Raw genomic sequence first — 19177 nt, 5'->3', positions numbered from 1 at the left:
GGGGCGACACTAGGGGTGACACCGACGCTTGTCAAACGATCCGACCAGTGCCCGGCGGGATCGACCAGGCAGGCCATACTTGAGCGGTGACCTGAATGAGGTAAGCCATGAGTATTCATTGCCAAGTACTGACAGGCGCCGATGGCGCTCGCCTGGGCATCGCTACCCTTGATGCGCCAAGGGCGCTCAATGCCCTCGACCTGCCAATGATAGAGACGCTGGCCGAGCAGTTGCACAGCTGGGCGCAAGACCCGGGCATCGCCTGGGTGCTGCTGCGTGGCAATGGCGCCAAGGCATTCTGCGCCGGGGGCGACGTGCGAGCGCTGGCCCAGGCGTGCCGCGAGCAGCCTGGCAGCGTGCCACCGCTGGCTGCATCGTTCTTCGCCGCCGAATATCGCCTGGACCATGCCCTGCATACTTACCCCAAGCCACTGCTGTGCTGGGGCCATGGCCATGTGCTGGGCGGCGGCATGGGTTTGCTCCAAGGTGCCAACGTACGCATCGTGACCCCCAGCAGCGCACTGGCCATGCCTGAGATCAGCATTGGTTTGTACCCCGACGTGGGGGCCAGCTGGTTCCTGGCCCGCTTGCCGGGCAAGCTGGGGTTGTTCCTGGGGCTCACCGGTGCGCCTATCAATGCGCGCGATGCGCTGGACTTGGGGTTGGCTGACCGTTTCATGGGCGAAGACCGGCAAGCGGCGTTGATCGACGAACTGCTGCAGATGAACTGGCAGGAGCAGACCGCGTTGCAACTCAACAGCCTGCTCAGGGCTGAGGAGCATTGCGCCCGCCAGGCACTGCCGGCGGCCCAGTGGTTGCCACGCCGCGCGCTCATCGACGCGCTGCTCGATGTCACCTGCGCGGGCGCTGCCTGGCGGGCAGTGGCGAGCCTGCGCCAGCACGACGACCCGCTGCTGTCGGCAGCCGCCGAGCGCATGCTGGGCGGCTGTCCGCTGACGGCTCATCTGGTGTGGGAACAAATTCAGCGGGCCCGACACCTGTCACTGGCGCAGGCGTTGCAGATGGAATACGCCATGAGCCTGAACTGCTGTCGTCATCCGGAGTTCAGCGAAGGGGTGCGTGCCCGCCTGCTGGACAAGGATCACCAACCGCGCTGGCACTGGCCGGATGTGGACCACGTGCCCGCAGCCGTGGTGCAGGCACACTTTCAAGCGCCGTGGGAAGGCCATCATCCGCTGGCGGACCTGCACTAGCGGCGCGTCGGGCGCAGGGCGCTCCTCACCTGATCAATGGCCTCGCCCACGCCTGTCACCCCAGCCGCCTTGATGCCGACCTCCATCCTGGAAGCGCGGGCCATCGTTGCGGTAGTCGTGTCGATCGCGGTCGCGCCTGTAGTCCCAGCGCTGGCGATGACCGTAATCGTAGCGCGGGTTGCCGTGCCAGCGGCGCACGTCGGGCGGCGGCAACGGTCGGTAGCCGGGCGGCGCATGGTAACGAGGCACCGGTTGATAGTAGTAGCGCGGTTGCGGTGGCACCGGATAACGATCGTACCGGTAGTAGCCGGGCGCATAGCCGGGCGAAACATATCGGTCGGTAACGTAATAGTCGGAGCGATAATAGGTCGACCGACCAGCGTAGGGCGCACAGGCGCCAAGCGTCAGCCCGAGCAGGGCCACAAGCAGAATTCGATAGGACATAGGCGGCCTCCCGGACCGCTGAGGTGCCCGCGCAGCGAACGCTGCCGAGCGTCGATGCACGACACGTTGATCGACATGGAATAAGACAAGCGCCAACCCGTGCAGTGCCATACTGGTAATAATTTGATACAGCTGCGGCTTCTGGACAAAATCTTGCAGTCATTTAAAGCCCGGAACACTAGAATGTGCGGCCCGGCACACATCATGGGAAGATCATGCCTTCACGCTCCGCTCCGTCATCGCAGCGTTCGTTAATCGCCGCCCTGCTGATGCTGCTGGCCTGCGGTTTCCTCGCCACGTCGCTGCTGAGTTATTTCTCCTCGCGCAGCGCCATACGTGACGGCATCATCAATACCGAATTGCCGCTGACCTCCGACACGGTCTATTCGGAAATCCAGAAAGACCTGATCCGCCCTGTTCTGATCGCCTCGATGATGGCCCAGGACACTTTCCTGCGAGACTGGGTGCTGGCCGGTGAGCAGGATGCCCAGCGCATGACCCGCTACCTGGGCGAGGTAACGGGCAAGCAGGGCATCTTCACGTCCTTTTTCGTCTCCGAACACACGCTGACCTACTACCAGGCCAAGGGCGTGCTCAAGCAGGTCCAGCCACAGGCCTGGCGTGATGCCTGGTACTTCCGCCTGCGCGACCAGGCGGCACCTTACGAGATCAATGTCGACCTGGACATGGCCAACCAGGACAACCTGACCGTGTTCATCAACTACAAGGTGCACGACTACCAGGATCGCTTCATCGGCGCAGCAGGGGTGGGGCTGAGCGTTTCCACCGTGGTCAGGATGATCGACCAGTACCAACACCGCTATCAGCGATCCGTGGTCTTCGTCGACGCCCAGGGCAAGGTGTTGATGACAGGCTCAGGCGGTGGCCCGCAGGGCCTGCGCGTCGGCCAGTCGCTGGTCGACAGCCCGGACCTGGGCGGCGTGCTGGCACGCCAGCCGGTGCCTGGCGAAGGCAGTCATGAATACCGCGACCTTGAAGGCCACAGCCATTTTCTGAACGTGCGCCACTTGCCGGAACTGGATTGGTACCTGCTGGTGGACAAACGCGAGACCGGGGCGCTGGACCGGATCCGTCATTCGCTGTACCTGAACCTGGCGATCTGCGCCATGATCACCCTTGTGGTGGTAGCCCTGGTGCATGCGATGGTGCGCCGCCACCAGGCCAGCACCGAAGCCCTGGCCACGCTCGACAGCCTGACCGGGCTGCCCAATCGGCGCAGCTTCGACCTGCTGGCCGCCCAGGCGCTGCGCGAGGCCCAGCGTGACAATAGTCCGCTGGTGGCGTTGCTGATCGACCTGGACCACTTCAAAGCCCTCAACGACACTTATGGTCACCTGGCAGGCGACGAAGTGCTGCGCCAATTTGCCAATGTCCTGCAAGGCAGCATTCGCCAGTCCGATATACTCTGCCGCTGGGGAGGCGAGGAGTTCATCGTGCTGCTGCGTGAGGCCGATGCCCGCCAGGCGAACGAGGCGGCCGAAAAGATCCGGCGCCGCGCCGAGCAACTGACCTTCAGTTACGAGGACCAGCCCCTGCGCCTGACCACCAGCATCGGGGTGAGTCACCTGCAGCCAGGCGATACCTTGCACACCCTACTGACCCGCGCCGACGGCGCCCTCTATCGTGCCAAACAGGCTGGCCGCAACCGTGTCTGCAGTGAAACCTGAAATGAACGACGATCAACGTTGCCCCGCCTGCGGTGCCCTCAACCGGTGCACCCTGGCCGATCCTGCGCAGGCCACCCAGGCTTGCTGGTGCTACAACGTGCGCATCGACCCGGCGGTATTGCAGGCCTTGCCTGCCGAACTGCGCGACCGTGCCTGCCTGTGCCCAAGCTGCGCAGGCGTCGAGGCCCAACTGGCATCGCCCGCAGGTGACGACCATGCGCCTTGATCGTTTTCTTGCCAACCTACCGACCTGCAACCGCCAGCAAGCGCGCCTGATGCTGGCTCAACGTCGCGTGCGGCTCGATGGCCAAGTGGCCAGCGACCCGCTAACGGAAGTACGGGCGTTCAGCCGGGTCGAGCTGGACGATGAGGTGCTGCAGGCGGGCCTCCCGCCACGCTACCTGATGCTGCACAAGCCGCCCGGTTGCGTCAGCGCCACCCACGACCCCCAGCATCCAACCGTCATGGACTTGCTGCCCGACGCGCTTGCGCAGGGCCTGCATATCGCCGGGCGCCTGGACTTCAATACCACCGGGCTGATGATCCTGACCAACGACGGGCAGTGGTCCCGCCGCCTGACCCAACCGGCCACCAAGCTGCCCAAGCATTACCTGGTCGAAACCCAGGACGAAATCGGCGAGCACTATGTAGCCCGGTTTCAGGAGGGGTTTCACTTTGCTTTCGAAAACCTGACGACCCAACCCGCCGACCTGCAGATCCTCGGGCCGCGCCTGGCCCGGCTCGCCATCGTCGAAGGGCGCTACCACCAGGTCAAACGCATGTTCGGGTTCTATGACAACAAGGTGGTCAAGCTGCACCGGGAGCGCATAGGCGCCATCGCGCTGGACATGGACCTGCCGCCGGGGGCATATCGTGAACTCACCTGCGAGGAAATCGCTGCCGTGTAGGCGTAATGCACTTAGGACCGCTCCGCGGCCCATCGCGGCACGAGGCCGCTCCTACACTCAAGTGAAGCCTGGCTCGGCAGGCTAATCGGACTTTGTAGGAGCGGCCTCGTGCCGCGATGGGCCGTGAAACGGCCCCAGGGATCTTGATTGAACAGCTTTATGCCGTTTAGGCCAGCCTTGTGACGTAGGGAAAAGGCGCAGGAGCGCGGAGGGAAAAGACATTTTTTATAACGCGGGCTTCTAATTTGCCGAACGTTCTGGTAAAAAGTGCAGCTCAGATGCGGGTATAGTTTAGTGGCAAAACGAAAGCTTCCCAAGCTTTAGTTGAGGGTTCGATTCCCTCTACCCGCTCCATCTTCAAGCCAGCGTTCACATGGCTTACGCTTTCCTCTACTGCCCATCCTTACTGCGCACGTTGATGCTGCAGTACCACCGCCGCTTCCCGCATAAAAATCTCGAGCGTCTTGGGCCCCACGCCTTCAAATCCCAGCAGCCATGTATTGACGTGCGCCATGTCCACCGCCGCATTGAGCAACACCTCATCCATTTCCGCTTCAAGCCCACTGCCCAAGCGATGCAGCCGCCGGGCCGTGGATTCGTCGTAGCGGGCGTAACCGGCCTGACCCAGAAGCTTCACCAGCGTGTGATGCGGACACCTCGCCAGCTTGCCTGGGGTGTCCAGGCCATGGCTATCGACCAGCAGCCGGTAGGCCTGGATCGCGACACTGGCACGAATGCGCTTGCCGATCAGAAAGCTGGCAAGCAACCACTTGTAGAGGCCGCGCCCATGGCACTGGTGTAGGTCGATGCCAAGCAGCGCGGCGCTGACCAGTATCAACCCTTGGTGCGCCGCGGGTCAGCGGAGCGAGGGTAGGTGCGCTCTTCCTCGATGGTGCCATCGGCCTTGTGAATCTTCACCGAGGCTGTCTTGCCCTCGAAGAATGTGGCCAGCGACCCCACCAGTTCTTGCTTGGTCGCGCTGTGCTTCGAGGCGCGCGCAGCACCTGCCTTCTTCAGTTCCCACCCGTCGTTGGCAGGGCTTACATGATAGGTGTCCATGACAGATCTCCTGTTCAGGTAAAGACATGACGATCTACGTGTCGGTGTGGCCGGTGCTGGCTAGGCGCTGCACCGTGGCCACTCAAGACCTTGGAGGGATTCAAGTCCGCTCGTGTTCACTTTCAATCCCCTGCAGTTGCCGTCAAGCCCACCGATGCAGCCTGCACCGCGCTGCCAACGCTGGCGCGGCGCACTCATGGCCTAGGCTTGACGTGGTAAAGTCTGCCGGATCCCGCTTTACGGACTCCAGCATGCCCGCACTAGACGCCACTCTTCTCCCCTGGTCAGACCTTGCCGACCAGTACCCCTGTGAAACCCTGCTGGTCGGTAACGGCGCAAGCCGGGCCTTCTGGAAGCCGTTCGGGTATTTCTCGCTGTACGAGGAGGCGCAACGGGCCGGGCGTAAGAAGGGCTTGGCCATCAGCGATCAGGCCTTGTTCAAGTCATTGGGCACCGAGCTGTTCGAACCAGTGCTGACCGCCCTCAACACCACGGTGCGTACCAACGCTGCGCTGGCCATCAACTCGACCGCGCCGCTGAACCGCTACTACTCCATCAAGGAGGCGCTGATCCACGCCGTGCGCACCGTGCACATGCCTTGGTCGGCAATGCCCGAAGCCGCCCTGAGCACCCTCAACCAGGCCCTGCGCGGCTACCGCAACGTCTATACCAGCAACTATGACCTGCTGCTGGTCTGGGCCGTGCAGCACGATCCGAAGGGTTTTGCCGAACTGTTCGACGAGCAGGGTTTTTTCGACGTGCGCCGAACGGCGGGTCAAGGCACGCGGGTGCTGCACCTGCACGGTGGCATGCACCTGCTCAAGCTGCCTGACGGCACCACCCGGCAACGCAGTGCCAGCAGCGCTGAAATGCTCGAAGGGTTCGCCGTGAATGTGCCAGGTGAAGTGCCGCTGTTCGTCAACGAAGAGCGCAGCGACGAAAAACTGCGTGCCATCCGCCATTCGGACTACCTCAGCTGGAGCCTCGGCCAGTTGGCCGGTGAACACGAAGGCATGTGCCTGTTCGGCCAGCATCTGGACAGCAACGACCGGCACCTGCTCGACGCCATCCGCTCAGCCCGGCCCAGCCACCTGGCCATTGCCATACGCCCTTTGGGAGAGGCATCGGTCATCAATCAGAAGCGTCATTTCACCAGCCGCTTCGAAGACATGCCGGACACGGCCCTGCACTTCTTCGACGCCCAGACGCATCCGCTGGGGCTGGCAAGCACGACTGTGCAATTGATTGCTCAAGCTGGATGATCAAGCATGGCTGCAGCATCAAAACGCGCTCATGAGCAGCGAAGCAAGGATGAGCATATTCAAGGCTGGAGCGCATCAGGGTCAAAGCAAACCATCCGCCTGGAGCAATGTTTCAAGACAATGCGCCTTCACCCCGTAGAACGCCTTGAGCTGTTCTATCTTCTCCAGCAAGGCTGACTGATCCGCTGGCTGGCGCCGCTTGACGGCCAGGATCATCTTGTTCTTGTTGGTGTGCTCCAGGGATATGAACTCGAACACCTTGGTCTCGTAGCCGCAGGCCTCCAGGTACAGTGCACGCAGGCTGTCGGTGAGCATTTCGGCCTGCTGGCCCAGGTGCAGGCCATATTGCAGCATCGGTTGCAGCAGGCCCGGGCTGTGCAGCTGCGGGCGGATCTGCTTGTGGCAGCACGGTGAGCACATGATGATTGCCGCGTTGCAGCGGATGCCGGTATGGATGGCGTAGTCGGTCGCCACGTCGCAGGCGTGCAGCGCGATCATCACCTCGATGGCATCGGGCACCACGCTGCGCACATCGCCGCACTGAAACTCCAGCCCTGGGTGTTCAAGCCGCGCGGCGGCGGCGTTGCACAGCTCGACCATGTCCTGGCGCAGCTCAACGCCCGTTACCTGGGCATCGCGGCCCAGCGTATTGCGCAGGTAATCGTGCATGGCGAAGGTCAGATAACCCTTGCCCGAGCCGAAGTCGGCCACCCGCAGGCGTTGCTCGCTCGACAAGGGGGCATTGGCCAGGGCGTGGTCGAAGACCTCGATGAACTTGTTGATCTGCTTCCACTTGCGCGACATCGACGGGATCAGTGCGCCCTGGGCGTCCGTTACGCCAAGGTCACGCAAAAACGGTCGGGCAATGTCCAGGTAGCGCTTTTTCTCACGGTCATGCCCGTTGCTGCCAACGGTTTCCCGGGGCGCCTGGGCGCCATGGCGCTGCAGCATGGGCTTGCCCTTCTTGCTGAAGGTCAGTTGCAGCTCACCCTGTGCATCGAACAGGTGGGCATTGCGAAAGCCTTCTGGCAACAGTTCGGCGATGCACTGCAGAGCATCATCGAGCGGCAGGTTGCGGGTGATGTCGCGGGTCTGGTGGCGGTAGACCAGGGACAGGTTCGCCTGCCCCTTGACCAGCAAGGGCTTGGCGATAATGCGTTGCAGGGTCGGGTCGGTGCCGACAGGCCGCGCCAGTACCAGTTTGACCACGGTGTTGCCCTGCAGGCCGGTGCGAAGCAGGTCGAGAAACTGGACGCGCGCATCCGGTGAAGTAGAAAGGGCAGACATGGGCAAACGGTACCTCCAATAGCGGGGGCCGTATTCTACACCCCCGCACAGTCGGCCAGGGTCGCGTTAGTCGAGGATTACCAGCGGCTGGGGCAGATGCCTGCACGCAAGTGCGCGTGGCGCCTGCTGGCCAAGGCGATGGCCGCACGCCTCGACGCACTCGATCATGCCCTGCAGCGCTTGCCCCTGGCGAACCTGCCTGGCCAGACGGTCAGTGAGCGCGACGCGCAGCGCGTCGTCAAGGCAGAGTGCGGCCTGCTTGTCCATCAGCAGTTGTGCGTACTGCTCGGCCTCGCTGACGAAGATCATTACGCATCCGGCGCCTGTAAAGGCCTGAGCGCCGAGGTCGAGAAACTGACAAGTGGCAAGGCGCGACGCTCGCCAGCGGCGCCAAGCCCGCGGTACGGTCCAGCGTTCCAGGCGCGGGCTGCGCAACAGCACGCAGAGGCCTACGAACAGCAGCACATTGGCAACGATCAGGCCGCGCACGCTGGGCCAGCCCAGCACCGCGTGCAGCACGCCTGGCAGTGCCAGCGCCAGCACGGCGGACCAGAATAGTGGGAAATAGGCGTAATCATCGGCGCGGCGGGCAAGCACCGCCAGCAACGCGACATCCGTGCGCCGGCCAACACCGGCCATGGCTTCAGCGAGCTGACGCTGCTGGTAGGGTTCAAGCGGGGTCATGCCGTGTTCTCGTGAGCGTTCTTATAGTTGTTTTCCCGGTGTACGGGGCTTCGTCAGCACGCGGCGGATTCAGGCATAATCCGCCGCAGGAAGATCTGCGTGCAAATCGTACAACAACAGCCGCCCGAAAACCTCGCCCATGCATGTGTCACCGTTGACCATGCATCGGCCCCCTTACGGAATTCATGATGAAACTGTCTCTGCTGGGCCTGGCCATGGGCCTCGTCAGCCAGGCGGCTGTCGCCGCCACTTCCGCGCCGCCGCTCGAGAACAAACAGGCCTTCATCGACCATCTGATCAGCCAGATGACCGAGGCCGAAAAAATCGGGCAGTTGCGCCTGATCAGCATCAGCCCTGAAATGCCCCGGGAGAAGATCCGCGAGGAGATCGCCGCCGGACGCATCGGCGGCACCTTCAATTCGCGCACGGCACCGGAAAACCGGCCGATGCAGGACGCGGCCATGCGCAGCCGGCTGAAGATCCCGATGTTCTTCGCTTATGACACGGTACATGGCGAGCGCACCATCTTCCCCATCGGCCTGGGCATGGCCGCCACCTGGGACATGGACGCCGTCGCCAAGGTCGGCCGCACAGCGGCCATCGAAGCGGCTGCCGACGCACTGGACATGACCTTTGCGCCGATGGTCGACATCGCCCGGGATCCGCGCTGGGGTCGCACCAGTGAGGGCTTTGGCGAAGACACGTACCTGACCGCGAAAATCGGCCAGGTAATGGTCCGCGCGTTCCAGGGCAGCAGCCCGGCCAACCCGGACAGCATCATGGCCATCGTCAAGCATTTCGCCCTTTACGGCGCAGTGGAAGGCGGGCGTGACTACAACACGGTCGATATGAGCCTGCCGAAGATGTACAACGATTACCTGCCGCCCTACCGCGCCGCGATCGATGCCGGCGCCGGTGGTGTGATGGTTGCGCTGAACTCGATCAACGGCGTGCCGGCCACCTCCAACACCTGGCTGATGAACGACGTGCTGCGCAAGGAGTGGGGCTTCAAGGGCGTGACCATCAGCGATCATGGCGCCATCCAGGAGCTGATCCGCCATGGCGTGGCGCGTGACGGTCGCGAGGCGGCCAAGCTGGCGATCAAGGCGGGCATCGACATGAGCATGAACGACACCTTGTACGGCGAGGAGCTACCAGGGTTGCTCAAGGCGGGCGACGTGAGCCAGGCAGAGCTGGATCAGGCCGTGCGCGAAGTGCTGGGCGCCAAATACGACATGGGCCTGTTCAAGAACCCCTACGTGCGCATCGGCGCGGCGCAGAACGACCTCAAGGACTACTACGGCGAGGACCGCCTGCACCGCGACGCCGCGCGCGACGTGGCGCGCCGCAGCCTGGTGCTGCTGGAAAACCGCAGGCAGACGCTGCCGCTCAGTAAAGATGCCACCATCGCCCTGGTCGGTCCCCTTGCCGACGCACCGATCGACATGATGGGCAGCTGGGCAGCAGACGGGCGCCCCACCCACTCGGTCACGGTGCGCGAAGGGCTGCGCCGCGCCATCGAGGGCAAGGGCAAGCTGCTCTATGCCAAGGGCTCTAACGTCACCGGTGACAAGGCCATCCTCGACTACCTGAACTTCCTCAACTTCGATGCGCCGGAAATCGTCGACGACCCTCGCCCACCTGCGGTGCTCATCGACGAAGCGGTCAAGGCCGCGCAGCAGGCGGACGTGGTCGTGGCGGTGGTCGGCGAATCGCGCGGCATGTCCCATGAATCTTCCAGTCGCACCACGTTGCAGGTACCGGCCAACCAGCGTGCACTGATCGAGGCCTTGAAGGCCACCGGCAAGCCGCTGGTGCTGGTGCTGATGAATGGCCGGCCACTGTCCATCGGCTGGGAGCGCGAGCAGGCCGATGCCCTGCTCGAAACCTGGTTCGCCGGTACCGAAGGTGGCAACGCCATTGCCGACGTGCTGTTCGGCGACTACAACCCCTCCGGCAAGCTACCGATCACCTTCCCACGCTCGGTCGGGCAGATTCCGATGTACTACAACCACACCCGTATCGGCCGTCCGTTTACGCCTGGCAAACCCGGCAACTATACCTCCCAGTACTTCGAAGAACCCAACGGGCCGCTGTATCCCTTCGGTTACGGCCTGAGCTACAGCACGTTCGAACTGTCGGGGCTCGCGCTTTCTGGCAACAAGCTCAAGCGCGGGGACACGTTGCAAGCCAGCATCGTGGTGCGCAATACCGGCAAGGTGGCCGGCGAGACCGTTGTGCAACTGTACGTGCAGGATGTGTCCGCCTCGATGAGCCGCCCGGTCAAGGAGCTGAAGAACTTCCAGAAGCTCATGCTCAAGCCCGGGGAAACACGGACCGTGACCTTCAGCATCAGCGAAGAAGACCTGAAGTTCTACAATGGCCAGCTGCAGCGCGTTGCCGAGCCCGGGGCGTTCAACGTCCAGGTGGGCCTGGACTCCGAGGCGGTGCAACAGCAGGGCTTCGAACTGCTATAAGTGTCGACCCTTGACGTAATGCTGTTAATTTAGGGTCGCTACGCGACCCATCGCGGCACAAGGCCGCTCCTACATTGCCTGCGTGACGCTTGAGTTAGCGGGCTCACTGAGCATTGTGGGAGCGGCCTTGCGCCGCGATGGGCCGTGAAACGGCCCCAACACGCTTAAGTGAACAGCATCAGGACCCTTGACGGCCTTTTCGCGGACAGACCGGGGCGGCGGTGCAGCGCTCCGGTTTCGCCAAAGCAGGCTCCTTCCCCACCCACGCGGATCTGCTCCCAATGCCTTTTTCCTTTCGCGCCCTGCGTCTGGGGCTGATCACCCTGGTGATCGTGCTGGGTACCGTCCTCTGTGCCAGCTGGGCCATGCACCAGGCCAAACGCCAGGCCATGGAAGCGGACGCCCGCCAGGCCAGCCAGCAACTGGGGCTGTATGCCAATGCCTTGCACACCCTCATCGACCGCTATCGGGCCCTGCCAGCGGTGCTGGCCCTGGACCCGGAACTGATCGACGCCTTGCGCGGCCCAGTCCAGGCGCGAACCCAGGATGCCCTGAACCGCAAGCTCGAGCGCATCAACGGTGCAGCCAACTCTTCCACCCTCGAACTGCTCGACCGCAACGGGCTGGCGGTGGCAGCCAGCAACTGGCGGCTACCAACCAGCTATGTGGGTTCCAACTACGGCTTTCGCCCTTATTTCAAGCAAACCCGCAGCCTGGGTAATGGCCGCTTCTATGCCGTTGGCGTGACCAGCGGGGTACCCGGCTACTTTCTGTCCAGCGCGGTGAACGACGAACAGGGTCGCTTTCTCGGCGCCATGGTGGTCAAGCTGGAATTTCCCGAGCTTGAGCGCGAGTGGCGCCAGGGCAGCGACATATTGCTGGTCAGCGATGCCCGTGGCATTACCTTCATCGCCAACCAGGACGGCTGGCGTTACCGGGAACTGCGCCCATTGGACGGCGCTGACCGGGCCGAACTGGCGCAGACCCGTCAGTACGACAAGCACCCGTTGATACCGCTGATGCACCAGGTGCTGACGCGTTTCGCTGAAAACAGCACCCTCAGCCGGGTGCAGGCCCCACAAGGCGAGACCGAGTTCTTGTGGGAAAGCCTGCCGCTGGAAAGCGAGCAATGGACCCTGCACCTGCTGCGCAAGCCCCAGGTGGCAACCGACGCGCGCAATGCCGGCCTGGGTGCTGCAGCGGTATGGCTGAGCCTGGTATTTGCCGCCTTGCTGGTCAGCCAGCGCCTGCGCCTGTCACGCCTGCGCCAACGCAGCCGCGAGGAGCTCAAGCGCCAGGTCGAGGAACGCACCCGCGAGCTGCGCACGGCCCAGGAAGGGCTGGTGCAAACGGCCAAGCTGGCGGCCCTGGGGCAGATGTCCGCCGCCATGGCGCACGAAATCAACCAGCCCCTCACGACCCAGCGCATGCAGCTGGAAACCCTGAAGCTGCTGCTGGACCACGGGCGCTACGACGAGGCTCGTCAGGCCCTGGAACCACTGGAGCAGATGTTGACGCGCATGGCATCGCTGACCGGGCACCTGAAGACGTTTGCCCGTAACAGCCCAGGCGGCTTACGCGAGCGCCTGGACTTGGCCGGTGTGGTCGACCAGGCGCTGGACCTGTTACAGGCGCGCCTGCATGCCCTGGACGTGCAGTTGGCCCTGTACCTGGCGCGTCCGGCGTGGGTGCGCGGCGACGCCATCCGCCTGGAACAGGTGCTGATAAACCTTCTGAGCAACGCGTTGGACGCGATGGCAGACAAGCGCTACCGGCGGCTGGAAATCCGCATCGAGCCCGATGCGCAGCATTGGCGCCTGAGCGTGCTCGATTCGGGGGGTGGTATCGCGGCCGAGGACCTGCCCAGGATCTTCGACCCTTTCTTCACCACCAAGCCCGTAGGTGATGGCCTGGGCTTGGGCCTGGCGATCTCCTATGGCATCGTGCACGACGCCGGTGGGCAGCTGCTGGCTGAAAACGTACCGGGCGGCGCGCGCCTGAGCATCACCTTGCCTCGCGATCAGGAGCCTGCATGTTGAACTCAGTGATGGTCATAGACGATGAAGCCAGTATTCGTACGGCCGTCGAGCAATGGCTGAGCCTGTCGGGCTTCGAGGTCCAGGTCTTCGCCCGGGCCGATGAGGGCCTGGCGCACATCGGCCAGGACTATCCAGGCGTGATCATCAGCGACGTGCGCATGCCTGGCATGGACGGCCTGCAACTGCTCGAACGGCTGCAGGCCGACGATCCGGACCTGCCCGTGATCCTGCTGACCGGTCACGGTGATGTACCCATGGCGGTCGAGGCCATGCGCAGCGGCGCCTACGACTTCCTGGAAAAGCCCTTCACCCCACAGCACCTGCTCGGCAGCCTTCGCCGCGCGCTGGAAAAGCGCCAGCTGGTGCTGGAAAATCGACGCCTGCATCAGCAGGCAGACCTCAGGACGCGGCTTGAAGCCACGCTGCTCGGGGTATCACCGGGCATGCAGCAGTTGCGCCGGCAAGTGCTGGACCTGGCCGCCTTGCCGGTGAACGTGCTGATTCGAGGCGAAACCGGCAGCGGCAAGGAGCAGGTCGCCCGCTGCCTGCACGACTTTGGCCCACGCGCCAGCAAACCTTTCGTCGCGCTCAACTGCGCCGCCATTCCCGAAGCCTTGTTCGAGGCCGAGCTGTTCGGCCATGAAAGCGGCGCCTTCACCGGCGCCCAGGGCAAACGCATCGGCAGGCTGGAATACGCCGATGGCGGCACGGTCTTTCTCGATGAAATCGAAAGCATGCCCCTGGCGCAACAGGCCAAATTGCTGCGCGTGATCCAGGACCAGAAGATCGAGCGCCTGGGCGCGAACCAGAGCATCGGCGTGGACCTGCGCATCATCGCTGCCACCAAGCCCGACCTGTTCGATGAAGCCCGGGCCGGCCGCTTTCGCGAGGACCTGGCCTACCGCCTGAACGTTGCAGAGTTGCGCCTGCCGCCTTTGCGCGAACGACGGGAAGACATCGTCCTGTTATTCGAGCACTTCGCGCAGGCAGCCGCGTCCCGAATTGGCCGCACAGCCCTGCCCCAGTCGGGTCAGCAGTTGGCGCAACTGCTGACCCATGATTGGCCAGGCAACGTGCGTGAACTGGCCAACGCGGCGGAGCGCCACGTGCTGGGGCTCGGTTCGCCCATGCCAGAACAGGCGCCTGTCGGGCAGTCGCTGGCTGAGCGCGTGGAGGCATTCGAAGCGCAGTGCCTACGTGCTTCCCTGCGCCAACATGCCGGCGAGATCAAGGCAGTAATGCAGGACCTGCAAATGCCCCGCCGTACCTTGAACGAGAAAATGCAACGCCATGGGCTGGTGCGGGACGAATTCGTCAACGCGCCATAAGCGGAAACTCGCCTACATCTGCGCACTGATGAGCGGAATCTTGCTTATGCGTGGGAACAGCACGTACGTGCGTCCCCTACCCGGTGCATCTCAACTTCCGCTCAACGCCATAGTCCATACGGGTTTCAGGTCAGCGTGCACCCAGACGAAGCAACTGTGCATCGTTTTGGCACATCTTCTGCAAAAGCCCCTGCAAGCTGCGCCCTGCGCGCTTTCAAAACAACAATGAGAAGGTGTCCCTGATGGATAACGCTACCTCCCTGCCTAACGGGGCGGCCGCAACGCCTGCCGCGCCAAGAACCACCGCCAGTCGCCTCAAATCGATCTTCAGCGGTTCGATCGGCAACATGGTCGAATGGTACGACTGGTACGTCTATGCAGCGTTCTCGCTGTATTTCGCCAAGGTTTTCTTCCCGGCCGGCGATTCCACGGCTCAACTGCTCAATACCGCTGCCATCTTTGCCGTGGGCTTTTTGATGCGCCCGATTGGTGGCTGGCTGATGGGCATGTATGCCGACCGCAAGGGGCGCAAGGCTGCGCTGATGGCCTCGGTGCTGCTGATGTGCGCAGGCTCGCTGGTGATTGCCCTCACCCCCGGCTATGAAACCATCGGTGTGGCAGCGCCGGTCCTGCTGGTGGTCGCTCGCTTGATGCAAGGGTTGTCGGTGGGGGGTGAATACGGCACCTCGGCCACCTACCTGAGTGAAATGGCGAGCAAGGAGCGTCGGGGCTTCTTCTCCAGCTTCCAGTACGTGACGCTGATCTCGGGCCAGCTCATCGCCCTGGCGGTCCTGATCGTTCTGCAACAGACGCTGACCACCGAGCAACTGTACGCCTGGGGCTGGCGTGTGCCGTTCGTGATCGGTGCCCTGTGTGCGGTGGTTGCCCTCTACCTGCGACGGGGCATGGAAGAAACCGCGTCGTTCACCAAGAAGGAGAAAGCCAAGGAAAGCCTGATGCGCACCTTGATGCGCCATCCCAAGGAACTGCTGACCGTGGTCGGCCTGACCATGGGCGGTACCCTGGCCTTCTACACCTACACCACCTACATGCAGAAATACCTGGTCAATACAGTCGGGATGAGCATCAGCGATTCGACCACCATCTCTGCCGCGACGCTGTTCCTGTTCATGTGCCTGCAACCTTTGGTGGGTGGGCTATCGGACAAGATCGGCCGGCGCCCTATCCTGATTGCCTTCGGGGTGCTCGGTACGCTGTTCACGGTGCCGATCCTCAGCACCTTGCATACCATCCAGACCTGGTGGGGCGCGTTCTTCCTGATCATGGCGGCGTTGATCATCGTCAGCGGCTACACCTCGATCAACGCAGTGGTGAAGGCTGAACTGTTCCCGACCGAAATCCGTGCCCTGGGCGTTGGCTTGCCCTACGCCCTGACCGTGTCCATCTTCGGCGGTACGGCCGAATACGTGGCCCTGTGGTTCAAAAGCGCCGGCATGGAAAGCGGCTTCTACTGGTACGTCACAGGCTGCATCGCCTGCTCGCTGCTGGTGTATGCCACCATGAAGGACACCAAGCAGCATTCGCGGATCACCACTGACTAAGCCATCCCACGCTTATCACTGCTTCGGGCGCCTAGAGGGCGCCCGATTTCGTTTGGACACCCCGAGCCTGACGGGATTACCCAGGTGCCAGCCCTCCCCCTGCAAGCCCAGCTTGCACCTTCGCACCGCCCGCACTGGCACGACGTTCATCTGACGCGCTTGGCTTAATGGCCTATTAATCACACTCCGGCATATTGCATCCCTTAGCAACAGCGCCAGCACCTGCTCCGCGAAACCCGCCGATTGGCTACATACCGATCCAGCTGCGCACCCACAATAATCGAATAATTAGATCATTAAGCACGATTTTTAGCGCTTTTTAATCGTATTAATCAGCGTAACATTGAATTTATCGAAATAACCCACTAACTCTGGAGCATCCCCATGAAAAGCAAACTCATCCTGACCCTCGCCCTTTGCGCATTTGCTGCAGGCGCATCCGCCGAAGATGGATTCGATCGCACCCATGCGCATACCTTCGCGGCAGCGCCCGCTCAAGCCACCGGCTATGCCGAGGATGGCTTTGACCGCACCGGTGGCCAACGCTTCGCCGAAGACGGCTTTGACCGCACCGGCGGCCAGCGCTTCGCCGAAGACGGCTTCGACCGCACCGGCGGCCAGCGCTTCGCCGAAGACGGCTTCGACCGCACCGGCGGCCAGCGCTTCGCCGAAGACGGCTTTGACCGCACCGGCGGCCAGCGCTTCGCCGAAGACGGCTTCGACCGCACCAACGCTCATCGCATCAGCTGATAGCAACCATGCGTATCCAGCCCGGCTTTCGCCGGGCTCCAGCATTCCCAGTTGGCCTCAGCCTTGGCACACTGGTCGCCTCTCAAACCAGGAGGTGGGCCGGCAAGCCCAGCGCAGATGTATTACTACGAACCCGCCAAAGGCCATGGCCTGCCCCATGATCCGTTCAACGCCATCGTCGGCCCTCGCCCGATCGGCTGGATATCCTCGCAGGACCAGCAAGGCCGTCTGAATCTCGCGCCTTATAGCTTCTTCAACGCCTTCAACTACATTCCACCGATCATCGGTTTCTGCAGCGTCGGGCGCAAAGACAGCCTGAACAATATCGAGCAAACCGGTGAGTTCGTCTGGAACCTGGCCACCCGCCCTCTGGCCGAGCAGATGAACCTGAGCTGCTCTGCTGTAGCGCCGGAAGTGAACGAGTTCGACCTCAGCGGTCTGACGGCCACACCCTCAAGCGTGGTGAAGGTGCCACGGGTAGGGGAAACCCCCGTGGCGTTCGAATGCAAGGTGACGCAGATCGTGCAACTGCAGCGCGCCGACCAGGCACTGGTACCCAGTTGGTTGATCCTGGGCGAGGTGGTGGCGGTGCACATCGCCGAGCGCCTGCTCAAGGACGGCATCTACGACACCGCGGCAGCCGAGCCCATCCTGCGTGGCGGTGGCCCGGCGGACTACTTCGAGCTGGGCAACCTGTTCAAGATGCCCAGGCCCAAAGCCTGATCACCAGATCAGCTCACCCGCCTCGCTGACCCCTTGCAGGCGTTGCAACTGGCCCGTGGCCGCCTCGTCGGCAGCCACGGCGCCCTTGAACACTTGCCCATCGAGCACCTTGTGAAAGCGCGGTGCGCCGCCCATGCCAATGGCCTTCACGGCAATGGCTGCGTGGTAGCCACCGCCTTCGGCCGGCACCATTGCCGACACGGCTTCGTACTGGGGAAACTCTCTACGTGCCATCTTTGCCATACGCCTTGTGAGTGAAACCGAGATGGTACCCACTGGCTCGTTGACGCGCCAATCACTGGCCTGGGCGCCCGCAGCACCGGCTCAGCCGAACGTGTGCAGATCCAGGCTACTCACCACCTGGGCTTGCACCAACTCGCCGAACACATTGAGCGTTGGCGAAGCGAAGTAACCATTCATCGCCTGCTGATCCTGCCAGCTACCGCTCAATAACCACAAGTCGTCATCGGCCTGCGAGCGCTGCACCGAAAAGCTCAGGCAACCCGGGGTATGCAGCGACGGCGCCAACAGGTCGCGCAAGCGTGCGCCGAGTTCGGCCGAGCGCCCGCTGCTGGCCCGAATCAAGGCAAGGTGGGTGACCGGTTGTTGTAGCCTCATTGCACAATCTCCCTCAAGCAGTCCAATACCTGGCTTGCAAGGCTAGGGCCTGGGCGCGTCTGCGCGTTAGGCCATTACTGCACACCGATTGCCTGATTCTGCAACGCGGCAGGATCAGGCAATCGATCTGCAGTATTCGACTAGCTTCGACGATTGCCCAAACCTATGCTGCGTCGGTCAGCAGAGGAAAGCCCCATGCCCATCGCCCCGTCCCTAGATCCGCACCTGGAGGTTCAGCGCCAGGAGCTGGCCGACTTGATCGCTCGCCATGCAGGCGACCCCTATGGGCCGGCCTCAGCCATCGACAACCTGTTCCTGGTGCGCTACACCGAGAACATTCGCTCCGTACCCACCCTGGCGCAACCTGCGCTGTGCATTCTGGCCCAAGGCAGCAAGAGCTTGTTTCTCGGGGACGAACAGTACGCCTACGACCCGCTGCACTACATGGTGGTGTCGGTCACCTTGCCCCTGAGCGCGGTCAAGCTCGACGCCAGCCCGCAGAGTCCGAGCCTGGGTTTGCGCATGGACCTGGACCCTGCCGAGATCAGCCAGCTGATCGCCGACAGCGGTCCGATGCTGGTACCCAATCGCCCCTATGGGCGCGGCCTGTATGTGGAAAAAACCGACGGCGCGCTGCTCGATGCCTTGCTGCGTCTGCTGCGCCTGCTCGACACGCCACGCGACATCGCCATGCTGGCCCCGCTGGTGCGCAGAGAGATTCTCTACCGCCTGCTGCGCGGCCCGCAGGGCTACCGGCTGTACGAAATTGCCTTGGCCAATAGCCAGACCCACCGCGTGTGCCAGGCCATCAGCTGGCTCAACGACAACTATCAGCGGCCACTGCGCATCGAGGACCTGGCCCGCGAGGTCAACCTCAGCGTTTCTACCCTGCACCATCGTTTCAAGGCGGTAACTTCGATGAGCCCGCTGCAGTATCAGAAGCAACTGCGCTTGCAGGAAGCCCGGCGCCTGATGCTCAACGAGGGCCTGGAGGCCGCCGTGGCGGCCTATCGGGTAGGTTACGAAAGCCCGTCGCAATTCAGCCGTGAGTACAGCCGCCTTTACGGCGCACCGCCTATCCGTGACATGGCCCGGCTACGGTCAAGCGCGGTGTAGCGACAACAAGGGCACCGC

General features: G+C 63.0%; 19 protein-coding genes and 1 tRNA gene. 13 read left to right on the top strand and 7 right to left on the bottom strand.

The genetic code is table 11. The annotated features are described in order from the left end of the window. Nucleotides 1-107 precede the first annotated feature (107 nt). A complete protein-coding gene (locus tag CWR53_RS05175; RefSeq protein WP_100850964.1) occupies nucleotides 108-1214 on the top strand; it encodes an enoyl-CoA hydratase/isomerase family protein in 1107 nt (368 codons plus the stop codon). A 33-nt stretch (nucleotides 1215-1247) separates the two neighbouring features. Here the strand turns inward: CWR53_RS05175 and CWR53_RS05170 are convergent, their stop codons facing one another. Next, nucleotides 1248-1658 (bottom strand): hypothetical protein, encoded by a 411-nt coding sequence (locus CWR53_RS05170; RefSeq protein WP_058603198.1) that lies wholly within the window; start codon nucleotides 1656-1658, stop codon nucleotides 1248-1250. A 215-nt stretch (nucleotides 1659-1873) separates the two neighbouring features. On the opposite strand from CWR53_RS05170, the gene CWR53_RS05165 reads away from it, so the two are divergent. From CWR53_RS05165 to CWR53_RS05150, 4 genes are all read left to right on the top strand, one after another. Beyond that, nucleotides 1874-3346, top strand: a complete 1473-nt coding sequence (locus tag CWR53_RS05165) for a diguanylate cyclase domain-containing protein (protein WP_058603199.1) — start codon at nucleotides 1874-1876, stop codon at nucleotides 3344-3346. Nucleotide 3347: 1 nt separating this feature from the next. After that, nucleotides 3348-3572 (top strand): cysteine-rich CWC family protein, encoded by a 225-nt coding sequence (locus CWR53_RS05160; protein WP_058603200.1) that lies wholly within the window; start codon nucleotides 3348-3350, stop codon nucleotides 3570-3572. Beyond that, entirely contained in the window at nucleotides 3562-4254 is a 693-nt protein-coding gene (locus CWR53_RS05155) for a pseudouridine synthase (protein WP_100850963.1), read from the top strand. Before CWR53_RS05160 ends, CWR53_RS05155 begins: the two co-directional genes overlap by 11 nt. Nucleotides 4255-4534: 280 nt before the next feature. Further along, nucleotides 4535-4608, top strand: a tRNA-Gly gene (locus CWR53_RS05150). Between the two features lie 49 nt (nucleotides 4609-4657). On the opposite strand, the gene CWR53_RS05145 is transcribed toward CWR53_RS05150, so the two are convergent. Both CWR53_RS05145 and CWR53_RS05140 read right to left on the bottom strand, forming a co-directional pair. Further along, nucleotides 4658-5092 (bottom strand): DNA methylase, encoded by a 435-nt coding sequence (locus CWR53_RS05145; RefSeq protein ID WP_100850962.1) that lies wholly within the window; start codon nucleotides 5090-5092, stop codon nucleotides 4658-4660. Beyond that, nucleotides 5089-5313: a DUF2188 domain-containing protein gene (locus CWR53_RS05140; RefSeq protein ID WP_058603223.1), complete on the bottom strand. Its 225-nt coding sequence runs from the start codon at nucleotides 5311-5313 to the stop codon at nucleotides 5089-5091. Before CWR53_RS05140 ends, CWR53_RS05145 begins: the two co-directional genes overlap by 4 nt. Before the next feature lie 251 nt (nucleotides 5314-5564). Here CWR53_RS05140 and CWR53_RS05135 point away from each other — a divergent pair, with 251 nt between their 5' ends. Continuing rightward, nucleotides 5565-6575, top strand: a complete 1011-nt coding sequence (locus tag CWR53_RS05135; RefSeq protein WP_100850961.1) for a DUF4917 family protein — start codon at nucleotides 5565-5567, stop codon at nucleotides 6573-6575. Between the two features lie 81 nt (nucleotides 6576-6656). On the opposite strand, the gene CWR53_RS05130 is transcribed toward CWR53_RS05135, so the two are convergent. Beyond that, entirely contained in the window at nucleotides 6657-7862 is a 1206-nt protein-coding gene (locus CWR53_RS05130; RefSeq protein ID WP_100850960.1) for an SAM-dependent methyltransferase, read from the bottom strand. 66 nt (nucleotides 7863-7928) lie between these two features. Next, nucleotides 7929-8546: a hypothetical protein gene (locus CWR53_RS05125; RefSeq protein ID WP_100850959.1), complete on the bottom strand. Its 618-nt coding sequence runs from the start codon at nucleotides 8544-8546 to the stop codon at nucleotides 7929-7931. A gap of 185 nt (nucleotides 8547-8731) precedes the next feature. Between CWR53_RS05125 and bglX the strand changes: the two genes are divergently transcribed. The 6 genes from bglX (at nucleotide 8732) to CWR53_RS05095 (ending at nucleotide 17425) form a co-directional block, all read left to right on the top strand. Next, nucleotides 8732-11023, top strand: a complete 2292-nt coding sequence (gene bglX / locus CWR53_RS05120) for a beta-glucosidase BglX (protein WP_100850958.1) — start codon at nucleotides 8732-8734, stop codon at nucleotides 11021-11023. Nucleotides 11024-11304: 281 nt separating this feature from the next. Next, nucleotides 11305-13062, top strand: a complete 1758-nt coding sequence (locus CWR53_RS05115) for an ATP-binding protein (RefSeq protein WP_100850957.1) — start codon at nucleotides 11305-11307, stop codon at nucleotides 13060-13062. Next, nucleotides 13056-14390, top strand: coding sequence for a sigma-54 dependent transcriptional regulator (locus tag CWR53_RS05110; protein ID WP_100850956.1), 1335 nt, complete (start codon nucleotides 13056-13058; stop codon nucleotides 14388-14390). The genes CWR53_RS05115 and CWR53_RS05110 overlap by 7 nt, the downstream gene beginning before the upstream one ends. 242 nt (nucleotides 14391-14632) lie before the next feature. Then, entirely contained in the window at nucleotides 14633-15952 is a 1320-nt protein-coding gene (locus CWR53_RS05105; RefSeq protein ID WP_100850955.1) for an MFS transporter, read from the top strand. 384 nt (nucleotides 15953-16336) lie between these two features. Then, the gene (locus CWR53_RS05100; protein ID WP_058603231.1) at nucleotides 16337-16702 is read left to right on the top strand and encodes a hypothetical protein; all 366 of its coding nucleotides are present in this window, start codon (nucleotides 16337-16339) and stop codon (nucleotides 16700-16702) included. Nucleotides 16703-16819: 117 nt separating this feature from the next. Further along, entirely contained in the window at nucleotides 16820-17425 is a 606-nt protein-coding gene (locus CWR53_RS05095) for a flavin reductase family protein (protein ID WP_078478067.1), read from the top strand. Here CWR53_RS05095 and CWR53_RS05090 read toward each other — a convergent pair whose 3' ends face one another. Next, nucleotides 17426-17668 carry a hypothetical protein gene (locus tag CWR53_RS05090; protein ID WP_058637111.1) on the bottom strand — a complete coding sequence of 81 codons (243 nt, stop codon included), beginning with the start codon at nucleotides 17666-17668 and terminating at the stop codon, nucleotides 17426-17428. It abuts the gene before it with no gap. Between the two features lie 81 nt (nucleotides 17669-17749). Then, nucleotides 17750-18043, bottom strand: coding sequence for a putative quinol monooxygenase (locus tag CWR53_RS05085; RefSeq protein ID WP_100850953.1), 294 nt, complete (start codon nucleotides 18041-18043; stop codon nucleotides 17750-17752). A 195-nt stretch (nucleotides 18044-18238) separates the two neighbouring features. Here CWR53_RS05085 and CWR53_RS05080 point away from each other — a divergent pair, with 195 nt between their 5' ends. Then, nucleotides 18239-19159 carry an AraC family transcriptional regulator gene (locus CWR53_RS05080; RefSeq protein ID WP_058603235.1) on the top strand — a complete coding sequence of 307 codons (921 nt, stop codon included), beginning with the start codon at nucleotides 18239-18241 and terminating at the stop codon, nucleotides 19157-19159. Nucleotides 19160-19177 lie beyond the last annotated feature (18 nt).

Source organism: Pseudomonas sp. SGAir0191, from assembly GCF_002812565.2.
Lineage (GTDB): Bacteria > Pseudomonadota > Gammaproteobacteria > Pseudomonadales > Pseudomonadaceae > Aquipseudomonas > Aquipseudomonas parafulva_B.
This window is presented reverse-complemented; position numbering and strand designations above follow the sequence as displayed.

Bases quoted from the DNA above. Each gene is read 5' to 3' on its own strand.
- CWR53_RS05100 (WP_058603231.1), top strand. From the start codon at position 16,337: ATGAAAAGCAAACTCATCCTGACCCTCGCCCTTTGCGCATTTGCTGCA.
- CWR53_RS05160 (WP_058603200.1), top strand. From the start codon at position 3,348: ATGAACGACGATCAACGTTGCCCCGCCTGCGGTGCCCTCAACCGGTGC.
- bglX (WP_100850958.1), top strand. From the start codon at position 8,732: ATGATGAAACTGTCTCTGCTGGGCCTGGCCATGGGCCTCGTCAGCCAG.
- CWR53_RS05080 (WP_058603235.1), top strand. From the start codon at position 18,239: ATGCCCATCGCCCCGTCCCTAGATCCGCACCTGGAGGTTCAGCGCCAG.
- CWR53_RS05105 (WP_100850955.1), top strand. From the start codon at position 14,633: ATGGATAACGCTACCTCCCTGCCTAACGGGGCGGCCGCAACGCCTGCC.
- CWR53_RS05110 (WP_100850956.1), top strand. From the start codon at position 13,056: ATGTTGAACTCAGTGATGGTCATAGACGATGAAGCCAGTATTCGTACG.
- CWR53_RS05125 (WP_100850959.1), bottom strand. From the start codon at position 8,546: ATGACCCCGCTTGAACCCTACCAGCAGCGTCAGCTCGCTGAAGCCATG.
- CWR53_RS05155 (WP_100850963.1), top strand. From the start codon at position 3,562: ATGCGCCTTGATCGTTTTCTTGCCAACCTACCGACCTGCAACCGCCAG.
- CWR53_RS05085 (WP_100850953.1), bottom strand. From the start codon at position 18,043: ATGAGGCTACAACAACCGGTCACCCACCTTGCCTTGATTCGGGCCAGC.
- CWR53_RS05140 (WP_058603223.1), bottom strand. From the start codon at position 5,313: ATGGACACCTATCATGTAAGCCCTGCCAACGACGGGTGGGAACTGAAG.
- CWR53_RS05135 (WP_100850961.1), top strand. From the start codon at position 5,565: ATGCCCGCACTAGACGCCACTCTTCTCCCCTGGTCAGACCTTGCCGAC.
- CWR53_RS05115 (WP_100850957.1), top strand. From the start codon at position 11,305: ATGCCTTTTTCCTTTCGCGCCCTGCGTCTGGGGCTGATCACCCTGGTG.
- CWR53_RS05095 (WP_078478067.1), top strand. From the start codon at position 16,820: ATGTATTACTACGAACCCGCCAAAGGCCATGGCCTGCCCCATGATCCG.
- CWR53_RS05165 (WP_058603199.1), top strand. From the start codon at position 1,874: ATGCCTTCACGCTCCGCTCCGTCATCGCAGCGTTCGTTAATCGCCGCC.
- CWR53_RS05130 (WP_100850960.1), bottom strand. From the start codon at position 7,862: ATGTCTGCCCTTTCTACTTCACCGGATGCGCGCGTCCAGTTTCTCGAC.
- CWR53_RS05175 (WP_100850964.1), top strand. From the start codon at position 108: ATGAGTATTCATTGCCAAGTACTGACAGGCGCCGATGGCGCTCGCCTG.
- CWR53_RS05090 (WP_058637111.1), bottom strand. From the start codon at position 17,668: ATGGCAAAGATGGCACGTAGAGAGTTTCCCCAGTACGAAGCCGTGTCG.
- CWR53_RS05170 (WP_058603198.1), bottom strand. From the start codon at position 1,658: ATGTCCTATCGAATTCTGCTTGTGGCCCTGCTCGGGCTGACGCTTGGC.